The sequence below is a fragment of the Edaphobacter sp. 4G125 genome, from assembly GCF_014274685.1.
GTDB lineage: Bacteria > Acidobacteriota > Terriglobia > Terriglobales > Acidobacteriaceae > Edaphobacter.
In genome coordinates, this window is the sequence record NZ_CP060393.1 from 986,184 (window position 1) to 1,008,150 (window position 21,967).

At 53.5% G+C, this 21,967-nt stretch carries 22 protein-coding genes and 2 tRNA genes; 18 read left to right on the plus strand and 6 right to left on the minus strand.

Features of this window, described 5'->3' with window-relative positions:
- Window positions 1-443 precede the first annotated feature (443 nt).
- The 3 genes from H7846_RS03995 (at window position 444) to H7846_RS04005 (ending at window position 8,345) form a co-directional block, all read left to right on the plus strand.
- Entirely contained in the window at window positions 444-4,286 is a 3,843-nt protein-coding gene (locus H7846_RS03995; RefSeq protein WP_222597546.1) for a TonB-dependent receptor domain-containing protein, read from the plus strand.
- A gap of 189 nt (window positions 4,287-4,475) precedes the next feature.
- Window positions 4,476-7,391 (plus strand): DOMON domain-containing protein, encoded by a 2,916-nt coding sequence (locus H7846_RS04000; protein ID WP_186695236.1) that lies wholly within the window; start codon window positions 4,476-4,478, stop codon window positions 7,389-7,391.
- A gap of 729 nt (window positions 7,392-8,120) precedes the next feature.
- Window positions 8,121-8,345 (plus strand): hypothetical protein, encoded by a 225-nt coding sequence (locus H7846_RS04005; RefSeq protein WP_186695237.1) that lies wholly within the window; start codon window positions 8,121-8,123, stop codon window positions 8,343-8,345.
- Window positions 8,346-8,393: 48 nt separating this feature from the next.
- Here the strand turns inward: H7846_RS04005 and H7846_RS04010 are convergent.
- Together H7846_RS04010 and H7846_RS04015 are read right to left on the minus strand one after the other, a co-directional pair.
- Window positions 8,394-8,486, minus strand: a tRNA-Ser gene (locus H7846_RS04010).
- A gap of 213 nt (window positions 8,487-8,699) precedes the next feature.
- On the minus strand, window positions 8,700-9,242 hold the full coding sequence (locus tag H7846_RS04015) for an inorganic diphosphatase (protein ID WP_186695238.1): 543 nt from the start codon (window positions 9,240-9,242) through the stop codon (window positions 8,700-8,702).
- Between the two features lie 109 nt (window positions 9,243-9,351).
- On the opposite strand from H7846_RS04015, the gene purS reads away from it, so the two are divergent.
- The 7 genes from purS to H7846_RS04050 all read left to right on the plus strand — a co-directional run bounded on the left by purS (window position 9,352) and on the right by H7846_RS04050 (window position 15,413).
- Window positions 9,352-9,597, plus strand: a complete 246-nt coding sequence (gene purS, locus H7846_RS04020) for a phosphoribosylformylglycinamidine synthase subunit PurS (RefSeq protein ID WP_186695239.1) — start codon at window positions 9,352-9,354, stop codon at window positions 9,595-9,597.
- Between the two features lie 96 nt (window positions 9,598-9,693).
- Window positions 9,694-10,794 carry a uroporphyrinogen decarboxylase gene (hemE, locus tag H7846_RS04025; protein WP_186696167.1) on the plus strand — a complete coding sequence of 367 codons (1,101 nt, stop codon included), beginning with the start codon at window positions 9,694-9,696 and terminating at the stop codon, window positions 10,792-10,794.
- Complete coding sequence (locus H7846_RS04030; RefSeq protein WP_186695240.1) at window positions 10,791-11,780, plus strand: ferrochelatase; 990 nt, start codon at window positions 10,791-10,793, stop codon at window positions 11,778-11,780. Before hemE ends, H7846_RS04030 begins: the two co-directional genes overlap by 4 nt.
- Window positions 11,777-13,156, plus strand: coding sequence for a protoporphyrinogen oxidase (gene hemG, locus H7846_RS04035; protein ID WP_186695241.1), 1,380 nt, complete (start codon window positions 11,777-11,779; stop codon window positions 13,154-13,156). The genes H7846_RS04030 and hemG overlap by 4 nt, the downstream gene beginning before the upstream one ends.
- 170 nt (window positions 13,157-13,326) lie before the next feature.
- A complete protein-coding gene (locus H7846_RS04040) occupies window positions 13,327-14,259 on the plus strand; it encodes a tetratricopeptide repeat protein (protein WP_186695242.1) in 933 nt (310 codons plus the stop codon).
- Window positions 14,260-14,397: 138 nt separating this feature from the next.
- Window positions 14,398-14,817, plus strand: a complete 420-nt coding sequence (gene iscU / locus H7846_RS04045; RefSeq protein WP_186695243.1) for a Fe-S cluster assembly scaffold IscU — start codon at window positions 14,398-14,400, stop codon at window positions 14,815-14,817.
- Between the two features lie 98 nt (window positions 14,818-14,915).
- Complete coding sequence (locus H7846_RS04050; protein WP_186695244.1) at window positions 14,916-15,413, plus strand: HesB/IscA family protein; 498 nt, start codon at window positions 14,916-14,918, stop codon at window positions 15,411-15,413.
- 104 nt (window positions 15,414-15,517) lie between these two features.
- Here the strand turns inward: H7846_RS04050 and infC are convergent, their stop codons facing one another.
- Window positions 15,518-16,147 (minus strand): translation initiation factor IF-3, encoded by a 630-nt coding sequence (gene infC, locus H7846_RS04055; RefSeq protein ID WP_449240081.1) that lies wholly within the window; start codon window positions 16,145-16,147, stop codon window positions 15,518-15,520.
- A 274-nt stretch (window positions 16,148-16,421) separates the two neighbouring features.
- On the opposite strand from infC, the gene H7846_RS04060 reads away from it, so the two are divergent.
- On the plus strand, window positions 16,422-16,982 hold the full coding sequence (locus tag H7846_RS04060; RefSeq protein ID WP_186695245.1) for a response regulator: 561 nt from the start codon (window positions 16,422-16,424) through the stop codon (window positions 16,980-16,982).
- A gap of 9 nt (window positions 16,983-16,991) precedes the next feature.
- Here the strand turns inward: H7846_RS04060 and H7846_RS04065 are convergent, their stop codons facing one another.
- Window positions 16,992-17,246 carry a hypothetical protein gene (locus H7846_RS04065; RefSeq protein ID WP_186695246.1) on the minus strand — a complete coding sequence of 85 codons (255 nt, stop codon included), beginning with the start codon at window positions 17,244-17,246 and terminating at the stop codon, window positions 16,992-16,994.
- Between the two features lie 135 nt (window positions 17,247-17,381).
- Here H7846_RS04065 and H7846_RS04070 point away from each other — a divergent pair.
- Window positions 17,382-17,468 (plus strand) — tRNA-Leu (locus H7846_RS04070).
- 13 nt (window positions 17,469-17,481) lie between these two features.
- Here the strand turns inward: H7846_RS04070 and H7846_RS04075 are convergent.
- Window positions 17,482-18,642, minus strand: a complete 1,161-nt coding sequence (locus tag H7846_RS04075) for a tyrosine-type recombinase/integrase (RefSeq protein ID WP_186695247.1) — start codon at window positions 18,640-18,642, stop codon at window positions 17,482-17,484.
- Between the two features lie 23 nt (window positions 18,643-18,665).
- Complete coding sequence (locus H7846_RS04080) at window positions 18,666-18,851, minus strand: helix-turn-helix domain-containing protein (protein ID WP_186695248.1); 186 nt, start codon at window positions 18,849-18,851, stop codon at window positions 18,666-18,668.
- Window positions 18,852-19,168: 317 nt separating this feature from the next.
- Between H7846_RS04080 and H7846_RS04085 the strand changes: the two genes are divergently transcribed.
- The 6 genes from H7846_RS04085 to H7846_RS04110 all read left to right on the plus strand — a co-directional run bounded on the left by H7846_RS04085 (window position 19,169) and on the right by H7846_RS04110 (window position 21,966).
- Window positions 19,169-19,693: a hypothetical protein gene (locus tag H7846_RS04085; protein ID WP_186695249.1), complete on the plus strand. Its 525-nt coding sequence runs from the start codon at window positions 19,169-19,171 to the stop codon at window positions 19,691-19,693.
- Window positions 19,694-19,820: 127 nt separating this feature from the next.
- Window positions 19,821-20,159, plus strand: coding sequence for a hypothetical protein (locus H7846_RS04090; protein ID WP_186695250.1), 339 nt, complete (start codon window positions 19,821-19,823; stop codon window positions 20,157-20,159).
- Complete coding sequence (locus tag H7846_RS04095) at window positions 20,152-20,397, plus strand: hypothetical protein (RefSeq protein WP_186695251.1); 246 nt, start codon at window positions 20,152-20,154, stop codon at window positions 20,395-20,397. The genes H7846_RS04090 and H7846_RS04095 overlap by 8 nt, the downstream gene beginning before the upstream one ends.
- A complete protein-coding gene (locus H7846_RS04100) occupies window positions 20,394-21,413 on the plus strand; it encodes a YqaJ viral recombinase family nuclease (protein ID WP_186695252.1) in 1,020 nt (339 codons plus the stop codon). The genes H7846_RS04095 and H7846_RS04100 overlap by 4 nt, the downstream gene beginning before the upstream one ends.
- 20 nt (window positions 21,414-21,433) lie before the next feature.
- Complete coding sequence (locus H7846_RS04105; protein ID WP_186695253.1) at window positions 21,434-21,673, plus strand: sigma factor-like helix-turn-helix DNA-binding protein; 240 nt, start codon at window positions 21,434-21,436, stop codon at window positions 21,671-21,673.
- Window positions 21,673-21,966, plus strand: coding sequence for a hypothetical protein (locus tag H7846_RS04110; RefSeq protein ID WP_186695254.1), 294 nt, complete (start codon window positions 21,673-21,675; stop codon window positions 21,964-21,966). Before H7846_RS04105 ends, H7846_RS04110 begins: the two co-directional genes overlap by 1 nt.
- Window position 21,967 lies beyond the last annotated feature (1 nt).

The window sequence follows — 21,967 nt, forward strand, 5'->3', positions numbered from 1 at the left end:
CTGATTTTACTAGACAAAACAAATTAGCGTATTCATCGCCACGGTTTTCTGTGGGTACGAATCAATGTGCTTTGAGATGCGAAGAGGATGTATCCCCTCTTATTAGCGAGCGTAATTCGCTTCTTTAAGAGATTTTCTCGATAGTTTCCCGGTCCTGATGGGGTCAGCTTTCGAAATTTGAAGAGATCCGATGAGGGATTCAAAAATAAAACAAATGTCACTTTCTGTAAAAGGCACAACGAGCATGTTGACACTCCATCATCACGCACAATACAAACCGTTGTCGGAATCATGAATAACGTATCTGGCAGGGTGACGGCTCGTTCCCATCGTTGTATCCGTTCCATCAAACTGCTGAAGGTTGTTCGTGATTGAGGAAAATGCGGGCGAAATGCATTGGCGTTGATAGGGGCCGTCAGTAGTCGGTCCAGGAGGATTTGAGGATGGCCATTTTGAAAAATTTCATGTTCCGGATGATCTGTCGGGAACACACAGGTCGGGGTGTACAGCACGTATTCCAAATGTCCGGTTTGCTCAGTGTATTGATGATTGCGATGGTTCTGCTTTCAGGGAATTTAATTGCACAGACAGGACAGGGTTCGATTGCAGGGACTGTACGAGACTCGAGCAGCGCATTTATCCCAGGTGCTGACGTCGAGGTTCTTAATACGGCAACAGGAGTTAAGCAGGTCACAAAGACGAATAGCGCGGGAGCTTTCAGTGTGGTCTCGTTGAATCCTGGGAATTACAACGTAACGGTTTCAAAAGAAGGATTCGATCGTGCTGTTACCAATGCTGTAACTGTTAGCGCGGCACAAGCGACAACATTGAATGTGGCGTTGCAGATTGGCGCATCTACGCAAACGATTACAGTCAATTCAGACGCTGCTCTTCTTTCGAAAGACACGTCAGACGTGACGACGACAGTGGATCATGCCATTGTTGAAGCTTTGCCTTATCCAGAACGAAGTTCTCTTGGAGCGACGCTGTTAGTGCCCGGCGTCAATGGCGACCCGCTGCAGCCAGGAGGTATTGCGACGGAGAATCCAAACGCCTATACAAGCTATGTTGTGCCAGGCGCGAGCATCAGCATTGGTGGCGCGCCTCCAGGAACAGCGTCGATTCTTGTGGATGGATCAGATGTGACGCAGGGAAGTTATGCCAGGGCCGGCGTAAATCTTTCGGGGCGCGATGTGCAGGAGACTACCGTAATTGTGACAGGTCTGTCTGCCAAATATGGTCGCACCAGCAGCGGTGTGATTGTGCAAACCAGCGCTCCGGGAACGAATGCTTACCATGGCGCGATTACGTGGCGTCACACGGATCCGTATTTCAACGCATATCCGCTGGGCTCGAGTATTCCAAATGCACAGCATGAGAATTACTACGGTTTTTATGTCGGTGGCCCTGTGTGGCTTCCCAAGATTTACGATGGGCATGACAAGACTTTCTTTTTTGTGGGTGCGGAGCCGGCGCGCATGAGGAACCAGTTTGCGTTTCGAGGCACCTTCCCGACGCCGGATGAGCTAGCAGGTCACATGCATAATTCGTTGACCCTATTGAATCAGTCCGTGCTAAAGAGCCAAGGCTATGCTGCCGCGCTCGCAGCTCCGAGAATTGGTGGGATCAACTATCAGTCGACTGTGGATGCGAATGGCTTTCCGAACGGCCCTTATAGCCAGTCGCAGATACGGGCCATTCCTGGAGATGACGTCTCTCAACAGTTAGCGAACAATCCTTTCGCGAAGATGGTTCTGTCGTATTTCCCGACACCAAGCAATCCTGGACCGTACATTCAATTTGATAATTCCACAGCGGCTTCGCAGAATGATGGATCTAACGCGGTATACCGGCGAGGTGTTCTGAACCAGGACAATCGCTACTCCTTCCGCATCGATCATCAATTCAGCAACACAGATCAGATTTTTGGCCGATATACATCGATTCCTGTGACTGCGAATCGCTTCTTTGCTGTGGATGCGAATAACCCGCTGACGATTGTGCCGACCGATTCGGCGCGCACGCACGATGTGGCGCTGGGTTATACGCACATGTTTTCGAACTCGGTGGTGAATGTCTTCCGTTATTCGTTTATGCGTGTGAATCAGCAACGGCTTTCTCCACCAAGCGCACAGACGCAGGATTTTGCAGCGAAATACGGTTTGACCCCGGCAACCTTCGGCAAAGGATTTCCCAGCCTGGGGAACCTGAATGCGAATGGTGTGGGGTATACGATGCAGATGGGCCTGGGGACTGCCGCGATCCAGGTGGACCAGAATTTTATTGCCGGCGACGATGTGACCTGGACGCATGGCCGCCACGTCTTCCAATTCGGCGGCGATATCCGCTGGATTCAGTCGAACCAATATGATTTGAGCGGTGCGACGGGCGGCAAGTACACGTTCTCTGGAAATCAAACCAACAATGGAATTGCGGGCGGCGCTCCCCTGGCTACCTTTATCTTGGGTACGATTTCGACCTTCTCAAATACTCCGCAACAGGTGCCGGGATACTATCGGTGGCACTATTACGCGGGCTACTTCCAGGATGACTGGAAGGTGTTGCCGAACCTTACGTTGAACCTTGGCGTGCGATATGAGGTAGAGACTCCGCGTTCGGAGAAGTTCAATAACCAGGCGTATCTGAAGCTGGATGTTCCGGGAACGTTGAATGGGCTGCCGACGGCGGCGGCGTTCTGCTTCTCAGGCGCTTGCGGTTTGCCACATTCGATGTGGCCAACTAATTATTACGGATTGGAGCCACGCATCGGCATCTCGTATGCGCCGACAGAAAAGTCGACGATCCGTGCGTCTTATGCGATGTCGCGCTTGCCACTGACCGGTTACGAGAATGTGCCCGACCCGAACTTCAATGTGGCTTCGCAAACGGTCACCTATCTGGCGGGTGGTGTTTCGCCGAGCGCGATGACTAACTACATCACCAATCCGGTGGGGTCGCTGACCTCGGCTTTCACGGCATTGAATGGAAACCGTGGGCCGATCCTTTTCTCGACGGGGCTGGCTCCTGTGTATGTTTCGCAATCGAATGCGGTGCCGTATTCGCAAACGTGGTCATTGACGGTACAGTATCAGCCGGCATCGAAGACGTTGTTGCAGGCAACGTATCAGGGGTTGAAGGGCACGCACCTGGCTGGGGCGTTCAATGGAACGAACCCTAATAATGCGGGCAATAAGCTGTTGAATGTGCCAAATCTTGGCAGGCTGATTACAGCGGTACAGAACCATGAGAACCTCGGCGGTACAAGTCCGAATCCTTACGGCATCACGCAAAACGGAGTGGTGGTTACGGAGAGCAATCTGCAACTGCTCAACCCGTATCAGAACTTCTTCAATCAGTCGTTGCCCGAAGTCTTTCCGCGGTTTGGAACCTCGGAGTATCACGGCTTTTATGTCAGTGTGAACCAGCGGTATGGCAGCGGTTTGTCGCTGTTGGCGAATTACAGCTGGTCGAAGGTGATGGACAACGTTCCGGATACGAATACCGGGGCGAACTCCGGTGGATTTGGAGCTGCCGTGGCGCAAAACCCGCTTGATCCTTCGAGTGAGTGGGCGATCGCCAGTTTTGATCAACCAAGCCGCTTGAAGGCAGGTTATGTCTACCAGCTTCCGTTCGGCAGGGGGCAGAGGTTCGATACTCATGTTGGGATTCTGAATCAACTGATTGGGAACATCTCAACTTCGGGAATCTTTACGATGGGTTCTGGTTTCCCCAGCCAGGTTGCACTTGGAACGACGGGTTACTTCACGTCGTTTACCCCAAAAGGGACGGCTGGTTGCACAACAACGGCAAACTACTGCAGTGCAGCGGCTCTGCCAGCGAGTTACAGGCTGAGACCTAATATTGTTCCGGGAGTTCCGCTGATCAATAAGAACTGGAAGAAGAACGCGTTCAATCCGCAGTTCACGCCGTATTTGAATCCTGCTGCGTTCACAACGCCGGGGTCGCCAAACGACCCTGCGCTTGGGAATGCTCCGCGTACTCTTGCGGGGGCGAGGAGCCCTCGTGAGACGATGTTTGATGCGATGGTGAGCAAAGGCTTCAGCTTTACCGAGAGGTATAAGTTGAACGTTACGGGAACCTTTAGCAATGCTTTCAATCATCCTGTGTACTACGGATCGAATGGTACTTTGCAAAGCTCGATTGCAGCGAACAACAATACCGGAACGGTTACGCTGAACGGATCATCCAATTTCGGGCAGTTCAACTCCAGCAATACGGCGGGCATGTCGCGCATCATCCGGGTGGGAGCGGAGTTTATCTTCTAGCTGCGTGTCGGGGCGCGATCAGGTGCAAATGATCTGATCGCGCCCTTGCTACTGTTCTATGTTGTTTCTCTTTAAATGAAAGACCTCAAATTGAGTTGTATTGCGAATTGCATGACAGGAAGACTGAGTTACTTGTTGCAGTCGTTATGGTTGTCTACGGCGCTTCTTTGCATAAGCAGTCATGCCCAGATGACGACCGGGGCAAAGATGCCGGGGTATGCAGAAACATTTGGTCTTACGACAACCGAACAAGCCATCGACTATGCAGTGCAGCAGATCACTGTAAAAGCAGGGAATAGCACAATGGCAAATGTGTTGCTCCCAAATGAGCATGTTGAGCTGACGTATCGATTTACGAATAAAACAAAGCAGCGCCTTCAAGCTAAAGGCGCTGTGCATCTTATCCGTTATCGCACGAGTGTTCCTCCAGGCGATATTTGGGTGCCTCATGTTTTCAAAATTGCAGAAGAGAGTTCAACTCCGATAGATGTCGACCTGCCAGCATCCGGATTTCAGGACATAACCGTACATCCGGAGGTCCCTGAAAGCTTTGGCGGATATGTATTGGTGGTTGATCTTTCGGGACATGGACGTGCTTTTGCCTCGGCTCTGGTTCGTTCGATCAAACCAGATGCGGGACGTGTGCAGTATCCCACTTATGCGCTCGATGCTACGTGGCCGCAATACATGAATGAAGGGGTGCTTGTTCTTTTCGAGAAGCTCGGAGTGAAAGGGATGCGTTTAAGCGCTTCGTATAGTCCGGAGAATGCTCCCGAATATGCGAAGAACATGCAAGACCTCGACCGTTACATGCAATGGACGAAAAAGCATGATGTCACGGTGATGTTGACGCTTGATAACGGAAGCATGGTGACCCAGCCTCTTGGCAGGCCGAGACCCTGGTTGACCCCCGATGGGAAGATGCTGAAGACCAAGTCCGATATGGCATGGCTTCCGCAATATGATTCCGATTTCCAGAACTGGGTGCAGCGTATCTCAACACGTTATGGTTGGCCGAATGGAAACCTTAATGCGGTGGAGCTATGGAATGAGCCGTGGGAGAGCATCTCTATCTCAGGATGGGGAGCAGACATCCCTCGGTATCAGGAGATCTTCACTCATATGGCACTTGGCGTGGAAGCCGCACGCGCAAAGGTTGGAGTGAAGATTTTGATTGGAGGAACATGCTCATCCTCCAATGCACGAGACAAACTTTTTGCAGATGGTTCTGACCGTTATCTAAAGTGGTTGGATTTTGTCAGCGTCCATTATCAGATGCTTGCTGCCGATCCGGCGGAAGTTCCGGAGTGGGTAAATCGTAAAAGTGAATATGGACCTGTTCGGGTATGGGATACCGAAAGCTGGATTGCGAATTCCGAGGATCGCTTTGCCGCGGTGATTGCTTCTATGCGTGCGGAGGGACAGTCGCGCACAGCTGGTATTTATGGAGGCAATGTATATGACAGCAAGAATGTGAAATTTGGAGATCAGACTTTTCCTATCGTTCAGGCATGGGCTCCTGCAGCAGCAGTTGCAGCGACTCAAAAATTTATTGGGCAACGAGACTTCAACAAGCTGCTCTTCCAGAATGGGCTGCCCTGGATATTCGTATTCGACGGACTGCCTTCAAAGACGCCACAAACACAAACTGAGGATGGGACGGTTGTCGTTCTCGGTGATCTTAAAGCGCTTTATGACCCCAACCGCACAGTCTTTCGTTCTATTTATGTTGCCCCCGATGCACATTTAGCGATTTCGAATCGAGGCCATTTTCTCCGAGCTTTCGATTTTTACGGCAATCCGATGCCCGAAAGCGATACGATTCGCATTCCGCTCAATGGACAGGGATATTTTCTGCGAGGAGATGGCCGACCGGGATCCTTCGCCAAACTATTGACCGCACTAAAGAGCGCTAACATCTCGGGTTATAGTCCGGTAGAGTTGGTAGCTCACGACATGACCGCTCCAGTCGATCAAGGTACCTCTCTGCGCCTTTCGTTGACCAATGTTTTGAACCACCCTCTAAAGGGGCATATCCAAGCGTCATTGAGTGGTTTGACCGTTCGTTCTGAATCTCAAGGAGTCTCCATCGGAGCGAACGAAACGAAGGATGTTGTTCTCCAAATTGAGAGAGGCAAAGCTGTAGCCAGCAATATCTATCATTTATCTGCGGAGTTTGATGCAGGTGCGGACGGCAAATCATCTCTGCAGGAAGATCTGCATGTGAATCAGATCGCTCATCGCACAATTCAGGTCGATGGGGACCTTAGCGACTGGAAGGGAGTGCTCCCCCAGACCCTTCCAGGAACCGGCATTGGCGCGAACACGACTGAAGAGGCCTGGTTGCCGTTCAAGGACTTTACGCAAGGCGCTGCAAATGGGCTTGAGACTGCATACCTGGCCTATGACGATAAGAATTTCTATTTCGCAGCGAAGATTGCTGATGCTACTCCTGATGCCGGAATGCTCCGCTTCGAAAAACGTGATGATGATTCCTACTACTACCCTGACCGCGTAGAAGATTCTGATGGGAAGGAACTCTTCTGGCCCAAAGGTGTTCGGCATTATTCCTATCGCAGGCACTTCGATGTTCCTTCAGGAAGCGGAGAACACGATAATGTTCAGATTGCTTTCAATGTTCTCGAGAAAAAACCGTGGCTGCCGCATCCACCAGGAGTGATGCCGCACTTCATTACATACTGGGACACGGACTATGAATATGCACTCAATCCTGTTGCCAGCGAATATGGCGGCGGTACGGAGATATGGCGACTGCAATCTCCGGGAATGCCACGCAAACACTTTTTTCCACGACAGCCGAAGTCTCCTATCGACGGTGGTCCAGTAGCAGGAAAGCTCGTAGTGCGTCGCGAGGGCAACACGCGGCTGGTGGAAGCTTCAATTCCGTGGAGCGAGATGCCTGCGGTGTATCAACAGATCGCTGCCGGAAAGCCAATCAAATTTACATGCCGGATCAACGACAACAAAGGGCCGGCGCATGAACTGGCGACCGGCCGAAGTGTTTCCATCACAAACTCCATCACGTTTCATGATGACTGGAAGACACATTGGGCGAATGAGCTCGAATTTGGTGTGGAGAAGTAACTAGAAAATTTCGCAGCTTTCTAGATAATCCGAAAACCAGTTACAGGAACATCCTTCGGGTGTGCCTGTCCGAGACAATTCTGTAATCCGTGAATTCGGGCATTGCTTATATAGGAAGAAGGTGTTTCTTTCTTATGTCCCCTCCCACTATTTGGATACAAAGTATTCAAAGGACAATACTTACGTGTGTACCTCATACGCTCTTCGTGAATAGAAGCTCATAAAATCAATAACTTATCATTCCACTTGCTCCAAAATATTGATATCAATATAGTTATCAAGCAAACCTATGTTGAAAAGAGAACGCCCCGATTCTGGCCGGGGCGTTCTCTTTTCTATCGTTAATTAATTATAGCTATTGAGATGATATGGTCCTGCAGTGGGCAAGAGATTCTTTTTGACCGTATAAATCATTGTCTTTGTTTGGTTTGGGACGTTAGAGTACGGGTCTACCGGGACGGGAGGAGTTGACAGGAGAAAACGATAATGGCTTCGAGCCAAATCTGCTTCTGATTGCTGTCCGCAGTCCGATTTTTGACAGGTCGCTGTTGATTTCAAGTTATCCATAGTTTGAAGATTGTTTTTGAATGAGGACTAAATTAGTCTTATATCTAATTTGCAGGCTGGCAATGGAAGTCTTTTTTGGCGAAGCGTCATTGCTGGTTTGGAGATTCGGCGATAAACCGTGCGTTCAGGCGCAGCACTGATCTAAAGAATTCTGGGGGAGAGATGGCTGATACGAACTTGATATTGGCGGAGCATGCAGGGTTGGGAGAGGTGCGCATCTGCGGATGCAATTCGATCCATCTCCGTGTGGGACCAGTGACGATTACGCTTGCGCCTGAGGCGTTTGCGCAAACCGCGATTCTGATTCGCGAGGCGATGGAGTCACTCTCAGTCCTTGTGGCAGCGGGGGAGCTGGAGACACAATCGCAGACTCAGTATGCGAACTGAGTGATGCTTGGGTTGTATCGAAATGAATAAATGAGGAAGGGATTTGTCTGGCGGAGAGAGGGGGATTCGAACCCCCGATAGAGCTTTAGACCCTATAACGGTTTAGCAAACCGCCGCCTTCAGCCACTCGGCCATCTCTCCGGATCTTGCTTGTGTCAGTTTCTTGCTGATTTCTGTATGCCAGCTTTCTGCTGATTATACCGGATGCATGTTGATCCCGCCGGGGAGGCGAAAGGATTTAAAGAGCCACTGCAAAAGTGACACCAGAAACTCGGCCCCTCAGGGGCTAAAGCCCCGTTCTTTGATCTTGCGGCACGGCTAAAAGCCGTGCCCTTAACCAGCTGGGTTGAGTTCTTACTTCGATCCAGCGTTTGCTTTTTGATCGAGGAAACGCTGCTGGGCCTCAAGGACCTTAGCACGGGCGAAAGCAGCATCGCGCCAACCCTTTACTTCGACGCGCTTGCCTTCGAGGTCCTTGTAGATCGCAAAGAAGTGGGTGATCTCCTTGAGCATGTGGGGGTAGATCTCGGAGAAGTTCCAGACGTCCTTATAGCGTGGATTTCCTTTACCGACGGCCAGCACCTTTTCGTCGCCGACGCCCTGGTCACGCATCTCGAGCAGGCCGATGGGGCGGACCTCCATGACGCAGCCGGGGAAGCTGGGTGCATCGACCAGCACGAGCACATCCAGCGGGTCGCCGTCATCGCCCAAGGTGGAGGGGATGAAGCCGTAATCTCCGGGGTAATGCACGGGGGAGTAGAGATTGCGGTCCAGTCGAAAGACGTGGAGCTTCTTGTCGTACTCGTACTTGTTGATTCCTTCGAGGGGAATTTCGATTACAGCGTTAATCACCTCGGGCGAATTTTCGCCTACGGGGAGTTCAAGATAGTTCGGCATAAGGTTTTTAAATTCTCTTCTCGTATTCGCTAAAAGGCCGAGATTGGCCGGGGAACGCTTGCGTTTGACTTCAGGGGCGAAAACCGCACCATGTCTATAATCAAACAAGATGAAGGCTCATGTCTATGTCACGTTGAAACGGACCGTGTTGGATGCCCAAGGGCAGACCGTCGCGGACGCGCTGCGCAGGATGCAGTATCGCGGAGTTGCCGATGTTCGGCAGGGGAAGTACTTTGTGTTGACGCTCGATGACGGAATCGGGCGCGCGGAGGCGGAGGCCGAGGTCGGTCGCATTGCCCGCGAGGTATTAACCAATCCGGTGATCGAGGAGTGCAGCTTTCGCCTGGAGGATTAAGGCGGGCCTTTGTCTTCCGGCGGTCTGAGGCCACGGTGGAACAAGGATTGAGCTGTCTGTTCATCGTCTGTTCTGTTCGATCAAGGAGAAAAAGTGTTGAAGGATGCATCGGTAGAACCGAAGAGCGTCGCGACCCGTGAGAACGAATCGACTGGCGTGAGCCGGTTTGTCCGGGCGTGTCTGCGGCAGCCGGTTGATCGGACGCCTGTCTGGTTGCTGCGGCAGGCTGGGCGCTACATGCCGGAGTATATGGCGGTGCGGAAGCACCATTCGCTGCTGGAGATTTGTAAGACTCCCGAGATCGCTGCCGAGGTAACGATTACCGCCGCGGAGAGGCTTGGTGTGGATGCGGCGATCATCTTTGCTGATCTTCTGCTGCCCTTTACTCCAATGGGTGTGGATTTCGAGTTTCTCGCTGGTGAAGGTCCGGTGGTACATGCTCCGATACGAACATTGGAGCAGGTGCAGGCGCTGCGTACCGATCGAGTTGAAGATCTGAAATATGTGGCTCACGCCATCGAAAAGGTAGCGCGGCATTTCTCTGCGCCTCGTGCCGATGGCGACCAGCTCGGCATCATCGGATTCTGTGGGGCTCCGTTCACGCTGGCCAGCTACATGATCGAAGGTGGATCGTCGCGCAACTACATCGAGACCAAGCGCATGATGTACAGCGACCGTGCAGCGTGGCCGTTGCTGATGCAGAAGCTGGTGGATGTTCTAGTGGGCTATGCCGCGCAGCAGGTGGAGGCAGGCGCCGATGTCATCCAGATCTTCGATAGCTGGGTTGGCGCATTGAGCGTGACCGACTATCGCGAATACTGTCTTGAGCCCACTAGAGAGCTTGTGCGTCGCGTGCAAGCGCTGGGTGTTCCCGTAATCTACTTTGGCGTGGATACTGCTTCGCTGCTGCCTGCGATGCGCGAGACGGGCGCCGATGTGATCGGCCTGGACTGGCGCATTCCTCTGGATCAGGGATGGAAGGCTTTGGGTTATAGCTGTGCGGTGCAGGGAAACCTCGATCCCATCACGTTGTTCGCGCCTGAAGATGTTCTTGAAGCGCGGGTGCGCGAGGTGCTCGACGCAGCGGCCGGACGACCAGGGCACATCTTCAATCTGGGACACGGCATTGTGCCGGGAACTCCGGTCGAGAATGTGATCCAGACCGTGAAGTGGGTAAAGGAGTACGAAGCGCGATGAGTCGGGCTGTGCTGCTGCTGGCTCATGGTACTCCCGATGTGCTGGGAGAGATGGCCGAGTATCTGAGCAAGGTGACGAGCGGCCGGCCCATGCCGGAGAATGTCGTCGAAGAGCTGAAACATCGTTACGCACAGATTGGGCTGGGGGAAATTCCTGGTAGCGAACCACCTCCACTGACGAAGTGGACGCTGGCACAAGGTCATGCGCTGGACCACGAGCTTGGCGATACGTCTGTCTACGTCGCCATGCGGAACTGGCATCCTTATATTGCAGATGTCGTCGACGAGATGCGCAGGGACGGTGTAACCGAGATTCGCGCTATTTGTCTGGCTCCGCAGAACTCCCGCACAAGTGTTGGCCTTTATCGCAAGGCGCTGCTCTCAGCTGCTGCCGGGTTGGAGGTTGAGTTCCTCTCCGCGTGGGCTGAACATCCTCTTCTTGTGCAGGCCTTTGCGGAAAGGCTTGAGCCGGCATGGCGGGACGCCTGCGCCGAGGCGGGACGAAAGGTTCCGGTACTCTTTACGGCGCACAGTGTTCCTACCCGCACCGTGATGACTGGGCCAGCCTCGATCGAGGGAGCCCGCCCTGGAACACCCATGCAAGATACTCCTGATCCTTATCCGGAGCAGGCACAGAAGACAGCAGCGTTAGTTGCGGAGCGGCTTGGGCTGACCGGACACGACTATCGGTTTGCTTTTCAGAGTCAGGGCGTGAGCGGTGGACCATGGCTTGGGCCGACGGTGGAAGAAAGCCTGAAAGCTCTACAACAGGAGGGGCATCCCGGTGTTGTGATCCAGCCGGTCGGCTTCGTCTGCGATCACGTGGAGGTTCTGTACGACATCGACATCGCCTTCAAGGAACTGGCCTCAGGAATGGGGTTGAAGCTTTGGCGTGCCGAGAGCTTGAATGACTCAGCGACGTTGACCAGAGCGCTGGAGGACTTGGCGACCTCAGCGACCGTTCCTTTCGAGAAGGCCGGTGCATGAAGCGCATTGCGATTCTTGGGGGCGGAATTGCGGGACTCGCTGCGGCCTACGAACTAGCGCAACTTTCAAGCAAAGGTATATCGATCCGGGTAGAGCTTTTTGAGGCGTCCCCCCGCCTGGGTGGTATCGTCGAAACCATTCGTGAGGGCGGTTTTGTCATCGAGGGTGGGCCGGATGGCTGGGTCAGCGAAAAGCCCTGGGCGCGGGAGCTTGCAGTTGAGCTTGGGCTTGAAGAGGAGCTGATCTACTCGAACGACGATCAGCGCAAGACCTATGTGCTGATCGATGGCGCGCTCAAGGCGATGCCGGATGGAATGCGCATGATGGTTCCGACAGACCTTGCGGCGCTCGATGCCTCAGAGTTGTTCAGCGATGAGGCGAAGAGAGCTTTTCATTGCGAGGTGGGTCGTGCTGAAGAGTTGCGCAAAGCTGTTCCTGAGCACGACGAGAGCGTGGCTGAATTCGTTAGACGACACTTCGGCGATGAGGTGCTGACGAAGATTGGTGCACCTCTGCTAAGCGGTGTCTTTGGTGGTGATGTGACGCAGTTGAGTGTCCGCGCCGTGATGGCTCCGTTTGTAGCGCTGGAGCGCGAGCATGGCAGTTTGATCGCAGGACTTCAGGCTCGCGAAGCGAAGGCGACAAAGAAGACGCCCATCTTCACTACGTTGCGGAGTGGATTGGGGGCGCTGATTGATCGTATGGTTGCTGCGATTCCGCAGGAGTGGATTCATCTCAACAGAGAGGCGAATGGGCTGGAGCGTGATAGCCAGGGATGGCTGGTTCGAACCAGCTCTGGAGTGGAACATTTTGACGCAGTTTTGCTTGCTACACCGCTCCATGTCGCACGAGCTCTGTTGGAGCCTATCGATTCGCGTTCAGCTGAGTTGATGCAGATGGATGCCAGCTCAGCAGTTGTTGTGGGCTTCGGCTTTGACGATGCAGCAAAGGCACCTGTTCCTTCAGGATTCGGATTCCTCGTTCCGCCGGATTCGAACAGCCTCCTTCTCGCCTGCACGTTTATGGACCAGAAGTTCAAGGATCGCGTTCCTGCTGGCGGTCGCTTATTGCGAGCCTTCTTCGGAGGGCGGTCGGCGGAGCGTGTTCTTGGGTGCGGCAACGACGAGATTGTAGCGATCGCGCGGATGGAGTTGGCGCGGATTCTCGGTCCACTTCCGGAGCCGCAGATCAGTGTTGTAAGACGCCTGCCATTTTCGCTTCCGCAATATGCCGTCGGGCATCTGGAGCGCATGGCAGAGCTGGATGAGCGAATCCGCGGACTCGGCGGTCTTTGGCTATTGGGAAATGGATATCGCGGTGTCGGGCTGCCGGACCTCATTCGCGATGCGCGCGCAGCCGTTCGCGCCTCTTGCTGATTTTCGTAATTAACACGGCTCGCAATCCAGCATAGTAAATCGGCCTCGAACCCGATTTGGTACACGTTATCCACGGAAATTTAACACTGGATGCTTCAAAACTCTTGAAGGACACGGGCTTTCGAAGGATACTCCAGATGAGGAAGACGGTTGTTGCCTAGAACCCGATCGTGACCCGATATAGCCGTCAAGACGTCCTTCGAATCCTACACCTGAACGCACGACAGATTGTGTCGTGGGAGCGGGCCGAGCTGATCGCCCTTAAAGAGGAGTATTCCTTCGAGGATCTGGGCCAACTCCGGGCATTGCGCGATCTTCAGGCCCATGCGGCGACCACAAAGAAACGCATCTCGGCCAGTAGTATTCGAGCTTCGATTGCTGCGATGGAGCGTGTGGCGGGGATGCGGAATCCTTTGCTGGAGACCTCAGCTGTACGGCGTGGATCACGTCTGGCATTTCGATTTGATGGAGTTCTGGTCGATCCACTGACACAACAGCTGGTCTTTGACTTTGACGCCCAAACCGGGCAGCGACTTGAGGTTGTGCGGACCAGAGAGGCCCAAGCCCAAAGCCCGGCGCAGAGGGATGCCGAGTTGCAGGACATGTTTCTTCGGGCGGTCCAGTTTGAAGAGAATCCCGCGACCCTGCAGCAGGCCATCCTGCTCTATGAGGCTATTCTGATTGTGGAGCCTTCCCATGCACCAACGCTGATCAATCTGGGAACGATTCACTACAACATGCGGCACTTCGAACGGGCCGAAGGACTTTATCGGCGGGCAACGATGGCAGATCCGGAATATGCCCTGGCATTTTTCGACCTGGGAAATGTGCTGGACGAGATGCAGCATCTGGAAGAGGCGATCTGCGCCTATCAGAAGGCGATTGCACTGGTTCCGCAGTATGCGGATGCTCACTACAACCTGGCGCTGGCCTATGAGCGGCAGGGGCAACGGAGGCGTGCGTTGCGACACTGGCTGATGTATGTTCGGCTCGATCCGGTGGGACCGTGGGCGAGCCATGCACGTGATCAGGCAAGAAAGATTCTGAAGGTGGAGAAGCTCTCGATCGTAAGTCGCCGAGGCCACCTGGTTCGGGCAGGCTGATCTCTCTGATAGAGCATGAGTTAGCTTTCCCGGCCTAAAAGAAAAGGCGGGGGTGCGATATTTCAGGGAAAACAGTCGTTCTATGGCGCACCTAAACGATAAGAGTTATCATCTATTAGATAGAGCGAGGACATTCCCATGGCATATAGCGAGAAGGTCGTAGATCACTACAACAACCCACGGAACGTCGGCACGCTGGATAAAGCTGCGCAAGAGGTCGGTACAGGCCTGGTAGGCGCACCGGAGTGCGGTGACGTGATGCGCTTGCAGATCAAGGTCAATCCTGATACGCAGGTGATTGAAGAAGCGAAGTTTAAGACCTTCGGCTGCGGTTCGGCAATTGCTTCCAGCTCGTTGGCCACCGAATGGGTCAAGGGCAAGACAGTGGAAGAGGCCCTGGCGATCTCGAATACCGATATCGTTAAAGAACTCGCGCTTCCCCCGGTCAAGATTCACTGCTCGGTGTTGGCTGAGGATGCTATCCGTGCTGCGATCGGCGACTGGAAGAAGAAGAATAGCGTTGCTGAGACGGCCCCTGCTGCGGTTGCGGCTCAGTAAAGTTTGGCCCAAAAAGTTCTGCACCCCGCATGATGGCGGGGTGCTTTTGCATGATTAGAAAATCCGCGGCCTACTATAGGACGCGGTGAGGCTTGTTTATGTCGATGGTTTCGATTCAGCCGACTACTTCGCAGGATGCTACTGCGGCTGCTCCTGAGCAGGTGAAGGACCCGTTTGCAGGAATGACGCTTTTGACTGCGGAGGGGCAGCAGCCTCGCGCGAAGGCAGCGGTGGAGATTACGAAAAATGCGCTGAAGCGTATCCGTGTGGCGATGGCTAAGGAAGGCGTCTCTCCCGAGCAGGGCGGCCTGCGCCTCGGGGTTATGGGCGGAGGGTGTTCCGGCCTGAGCTACTCGATCCGGTTCGATTCGCAGCCGAGGGAGCGTGACCGGGTGTTTGTGTTTGGGGCGGGGGTAGAGACGCCAGGCGATCCTACAGACGCGAAGCCAGTGCGGGTGTTTGTCGATCCGAAGAGCTTCCTGTATCTGGCCGGGATGGTGCTGGACTTTGAGGAGACCCTGATGCGACAGGGGTTCAACTTTATCAATCCCAACTCAACCAAGAGCTGTGGCTGTGGTTCGAGTTTCACAGCTTAGAGTTAACGCCTTATCTCCAGCCTGAAGAGAGAGGTTTCGTCAAAATGAAAAATCCCCGTTTTCGGGGATTTTTCATTTTGGAGCTACGAAAATTTGTGCTTAGGTCAGGCCTGTGCAGTGACAGGTTCGGTCGAGCCCGACTCAGGCTTTGCAGGAGCCGGTTTCTTGGGGGCCGATTCGGCTTTTTTGGAAGGAGCGAGGATGGCGTGGAGAGTGGTCCCTTCCATGCGTGGCATGAACTCAACAACTCCAGCGTCACCGATATCGGTGATCAGACGATTAATGATCTTGTAGCCCAGATCGCGATGGGCCATCTGCCGGCCTTTGAAGCGGAGGGACGCCTTGACCTTATCGCCTTCATTCAAAAAGCGCACGGCCTGATTCTTCTTCGTCTGATAGTCATGTTCGTCCACTGTGACGGAGAACTTCACCTCTTTGATGGTGATGACCTTCTGCTTTTTACGGGCAGCGCGCTCGCTCTTGTCTTTTTCGTAGAGAAACTTGCCGTAGTCCTGGATCTTGCAGACCGGGGGGACAGCATTGGGAGATATCTCGACCAGATCAAGCGAACGTTCACGAGCCATTTTCAGGGCTTCGAAGGGAGGCATCACACCGAGCTGTTCGCCGTTTTCGTCAATGACGCGGACTTCGCGAGCACGGATTCGTTCGTTCGTTCGGATGAAGGACTTGGCGGAGCGTTTATCGATCGGTGGAATAATTCGCCTCCACAGCAGGCGTCAGGGCCTGCCATGCATTTTCTATTCTGGATTTACGGCACTTTTACTACAGAACGCCGTAGAACGAAGTATAGCACTCCTTGGGATGCGCCTCGGGTGCTGTAGGGCTCGTGGAATTTCCACTTTATGCAGCAAAAATCAGCAATTGCAGGCTGTATCGATTTTGCCCTTGCCTAAGGGGGAGAAGCAATTCAGGGGCATATGTGTGTATCGTAGAAGCGATACGGAAACGGGCTTGGCGGAGAATGGAGTACGTTTGCAGGAGAAAGAGATGAAAAGGCGCATTCTACTGGTCGACGATGAGGTTGCAGTGCTGCTGACCCTGAAGGCGGTGCTGGAGATCAATGGTTTTGATGTGGATACGGCTGCTTCGGGCCGAGAGGGCAAGTTGAAGCTGCGCGCGAACGAGTATCACATGGTGATCAGCGACATGCGTATGGAAAGTGAGAAGGCCGGGGCGGCCGTCATTGAAGCGGCGCGGTCGGCATCGTATCGTCCTGCGGTGGCCTTGCTAACCGCATTTCCGCTGGCGGAGGAAGACTGGCAGGAGTTGGGTGCGGATCGCATGCTGGTCAAGCCGATGCAAACGCGCCTGCTGCTGGAGCAGATTGATCGATTGATGGAAGCTCATGCGACCCAATCGAATGGGTCCATCGCTTCTGTTGCTGGAGCGGCCCAACAATCGAGCGGTTCGGATACGAGCCGGGCTGCAAAGAAGACTGGCGCGAAGCGCGCCTCTGCTTCCGAGTCGAAACAAGCACCCAGCAAGAAGTCAGCACAAAATGTAAAGGCAGAGAAAAAGGCTGCGGTCAGAGGAGGACGCAGGGGTTAGGCGAATCTGTTATGGCTGTGTATGCGTTTTAATGTAGTTGCGTAACGAGAGATTGATGTCCATGGCTTTATGGACGCCATTATCCATCATGCGAAGCCAATCCGACCCTGGTTCCTTGAGGTTGAGTGTCCCCAGAAGATAGCTGGTCTGAACGATGATTTCGAGAGCATTGCTCAGCTCATGAGCGAGTTTACGGATCTCGGTTGCCAAGTCGGGCGGAATCGTCTCAGAAGACAGGGATTGGTTCTTCGGTGGTTGTTCCATCAGGGGCGTTCCCTCCTCGCAATCTTTATTCAGTCTAGATGACGATACAATTGACACAAAAGCTCCGTCTTTGCGACACTTAAAACTCGCGGTTGTTGTGTTCAGCCTTTGTGGGCAGAGCGCGGAGACACCGTTGCCGAAGTGGCGGAATTGGCAGACGCGCATGGTTCAGGTCCATGTACTCGCAAGGGTGTGGGGGTTCGAGTCCCCCCTTCGGCACCAAAGAATCAATATCTTATAAAGAGCCCTGGGCAATCCCAGGGCATTTTTGTTTTTCTGCGAAAGCGAGAGCAACCGCCTTGTTATTGGATGTGCGCATACGGTCGAATTCAACCTCTCCGTATACCTGGGAAGTCGTGTGCGTGTCGGCGTGCCTCATTAGGTCTCTCTGTACAGTCAGATCGGCGCCGGCTCGTTCAAGCAGAACTTTATAGCTATGCCTGAATGTGTGCCATCCGAGGTTGAATCCTAGATCGATCTTGTCTCCAGCAGGGGAGAGGTCCCTTGTTTGTATTCCCCTTGAATCTCGTGGCTTTTTCCCGCCGTTGAGTGGGCTTGCAAATACCCAGTCTGTTGGCTCTTTCAGATCTACTGAATGGTAGTAGCTTAGGAACGCCTCCATCACTTCCCATGCGAGAGGCAGAGGAGCCTCAGATCGTTCAGTTTTTACTTCTCCAGTATGCGATTCCACGATAGCTCTCCGAATCCATACCTTCTCCTCTAGGAAGTCAAAGTCTTGCCATTGAAGCGCGAACAGCTCGCTAACCCGTAGTCCAAGACAATAGGCTCCTATCATCGCAGTCTGTAGAAATAGTGGTGCTCCGTTCATGAGCTGCCAAAATTGCGATGCGTTTATGACGCGAGGCTTTCTGCGCCGTTTGGTAACTCCCGGTATGGTGAAAAGCGACATGGGGTTTACTGACGCCGGAATCCACTTCCATAGCATCGCAAACCTAAACATCGACCTCATTTGTCCGAGGATGTTCCCCTTTGTTTTTGGGGCTAGATCAAGTTCTAGTAGCCATTTCCTTACCTCCATTGCGTCGAGCTGCTCTAGAGGTGTCGGTCCCCATTTTGGGCGTATGTGGTTGCGGTGGATTTGAGAGTATCCTCTGCGGGTCGAGTAGCGCTTCGGCATCTCTTCCTTTTCGTATCTGTCGATGACGTCGCCGAACGTGCGTGCTGCTTTCTTTTCTATCCCAGGTCCATTGAACTGATCTCTTAGTAGCTGGGCGGCTCTAGAGGCTTTGGCCTCGGTGGAGTATTCCGAGAGCAATCCGATGCGAAATCTGGGGCGCTTGCCGTTGGTTTCCGTGAAACGGATGTACCAGCAAGGCCCCAGAGATGTCTTGATCTTCTCGATCGTTCCGGCTTGATATCTTCCTTGTCTTTCCATAATTGCCTAAATTTACAACAAATCTATACAAATTGCTCTATAGATTTACGGCTAAATCTCCACAAAGAGCCGATCTGTTTTCCGGGTAATTCTCCCCTGATAGCTCGATTTATGACCGTTTTATGGGACATTCTCAGATATTCTGCCACTTCTTTGGCCGTCATGATGTCGTGAAGGTGCTCTTTTGTGCTGTCTTTTATTGCTTCCATGGGGTTCCTCTTTATGGACAAAATTACTAATAATTTATCTATAACAAATTTCTCGTTGACTTACGACAAATTTGTCGCTAATGTTGCGACATTGTGCAACAGGAAAGGAGTGGAATGACTGCCATTCAGGAGTTTGGAAGACAGAATCTCGAAGTTCATGCAAGGCGATTTTCTGTAACGGAGGCTATTCGGGCAATTTGCGGCCTTTTTGCTTCCTGCCCGCACGTAAACACTCACTTTGATGGATTCCGCCAGCGTTGCTGGGACTGCGGTCGCGTTCGCACTGATCGCGGCTTGTGGTATCGGGAGGTGCGCCGGTGAATCAGCCTCTTCTCGATCCGAAACACCTCTATACGCACCCAGTAACGAAAAGCGACTGCGTGAGTATCGCCGATGACTACGGATACGCGTCCGCTGAAGGTGATGGCGCTACTGCGGCCTCGGCTGGCGACCTCTCTGTCTCAGAAGCGAATGGTGACAGTGCGAAGTCGGCGAGTGCCGGTAATGGCGCTACGTCCATCGCGAGAGGTTATGCCGCTCGGTCCTCTGCTGCCGGAGACTTTGCAAAAGCGCATACAGAAGACGACTTCAGCATGGCGTCCGTGGCCGGAGATCACGGCTCAGCGTTGAGTTCTGGCGAGTGCTCTATCGCAATGGCTGCTGGCGTCGGCTGCAAGGTGCAGGCTGGCGAACGCGGAGTCTTTGCTACTTGCTACTACGCTCCGGGGAATGTCCTCCGCATACTTGTTGGCTATGTCGGCGAGAACGGCATAAAGGCTGACACTCCGTACCGAATCATCGTTGACCGCGAGGGTAACGCGACGTGGCGGGAGGCCGACTAGATGCTCTTCGACCTCGCTATCGTCATCGGTTCTTTTGCCTTCGTCCTCCTCTGCCACGGTGTCCATCTCTGGCTCCGTTACAAAGAGCGCCAAAACCTCTACAGACTTCGCAGTGAAAGGAGAAACCATGCAGACACACAGTCTTTTTGAGCAATCCGCAGAGCCCATTCCCGCTGTTCAGTTCTCTGGGTCCGACTACGAGGAGTCGCGCGATAAGAAGCGTCTCACAACACAGCTTGAGCGCGTTCGCCTTCTGATGGCCGATGGAACTTGGCGGACTGTCGAGCGCATCGCGTCGGAGCTTCGACGAGCATATCCCGGCGTAAGGTTCCCTGAAGCATCCATCTCCGCTCAGCTCCGCAATCTACGCAAGATCGACTATCTGATCGAGACGAGGAATGTATGTCAGGGTGGCCTCCTTTATGAATATCGCCTGACGGGAAAAGTGGGGGTGCAGGTTGGCTAAGCTCTTCCACTGGCGTATCGATGTAGCTGCCGAGCTGAAGAGGAAAGATGAAGAGCTTACCTCTTCATTCGTCGGCGATGGCGGAGTTCCTCTGGCTGCGGACAAAATCCGCGTCGACCTCACTACTCTTCTCGAAACAGGTGTTCGCTATCTCCCGGCAGATTCTCGCTGTGATTGCTTCGACCCTCGCCGTGGCTGCATCGGCCACGATTTAGAGCGTGCGGAGGTGGCGGCGTGATTACTGCGGAAGAGTTGAAAGTAAAATGGCTGGCCGACCGGCGCAAAGGTATTGGTGGTTCAGATGTTGCTGCGGTGTTCGGCGAGAAGTACGGATGTCCGCGAGCTTTATTTCTCGACAAGACGGGAGTGGAGCCGGATTACGAGCATACTGAAGCGAGCCTCGATCTGTTCGACCGTGGCCACTCTTTAGAGCCGCTCATCGCTGATAGATTCCAGCGCGAGACTGGCCTTGCCGTCCGCAGGATGCCATCGCGGGTATCGAAGGATAGGCCGTGGATGAGGGTCAATGTCGACCGCATCATCCTCTCCAGCGCAGAGCTTGGACCGGAGTTTGAGGGACCAGGGTATCTGGAGTGTAAGTCAGCGGATCGTGAAGTGTTCTTTGAGATGCGGGCTCACGGAATGCCGGAGCATTACATCCTTCAGCTTCAGCATGGTCTGGCGGTGACGGGATGGGGTTGGGGTGCGTTCGCTGTACTTGAGCCTTATACATTCAAGTTCCTTCACTTCAAGGTGAAGCGTGACGAGCGGCTGATCGACGTTATCAAGCAAGTCGAAGAGGTGTTCTGGAAGCGCGTAAAGGCTGGCGATATCCCCGACAAGCTGGAGGACTTCAATGATTCTCGCTGCCAGAACTGCGGCTATCGGTTGAGTTGCCGCAATGCTGAAGCTCTTCCGAAAGAGAAGAAGCGTAAGCGGATATACGAGCCCGACGACTCCGAAGAGATGGACATCATTGTCGGAAATATCAAGATGCTCGACGCCTCGATAGAAGAGGCGGAAGCGCAGAGGAAGATTGAGCGGCAGAAAGCCGTGATCCTCATGGGGGACCGCGAAGCCATTCTCGTTTCCGGCCAGGGAAAGAAGCTGCTCAATTCCATGCGAAGCGGTCGCCAGTCCTGGGACACGAAGGCTCTCGATACAGAGCAGCCGCAACTCGCTGCGAGGTACAAACGACGCGGCGAAGCATACAGCGTGCTCCTGATGTACGACGTAAACGGCAACGACGAATAACCGAAAAAGGGATTTGATTCATGGCTATTTTCAAAGCACCTGTAACGCGGGCAGATGGCCTCGCAAACGCTGATTACGCAATGACTCTTGAGGAGATCGGTGCGATTGAGGGTGTTACCCGAGAACGCGTCCGGCAAATCATCAATCGTGCGCTGAACAAGCTGAAGATTCACCACATGGATGAGCTTCTGACGATGCGCGGCCTCGCAAACGAACAGCGCAGAAACAGCGGCATAACCGCTCATGGGGTGATTCGGTAATGCAGATAACGCGCATCTCTGTAAGTTCACAGCTCAAGGTTCAGCATCCGGCGCAAGAATTTTCTACTATCTCGAACCTCGTGACGTTAGAGGCTCAGGTTGCCGATGACGAGTCGCCCTCGGCCTGTCTCCAGAAACTCCAAGCTCAGGCGGATTCGTTCAATGACGCTCACATGGAGCGCCGAGTAAAAGCGATTGCGGATCGCGAGTTCAACAAAGCTGCATCACGTCGGGCGGCTGACGCTACCGCTGAGAAGTCGGCAAAGCTCGCCCAGAAGCACGAACAGTTTTAGC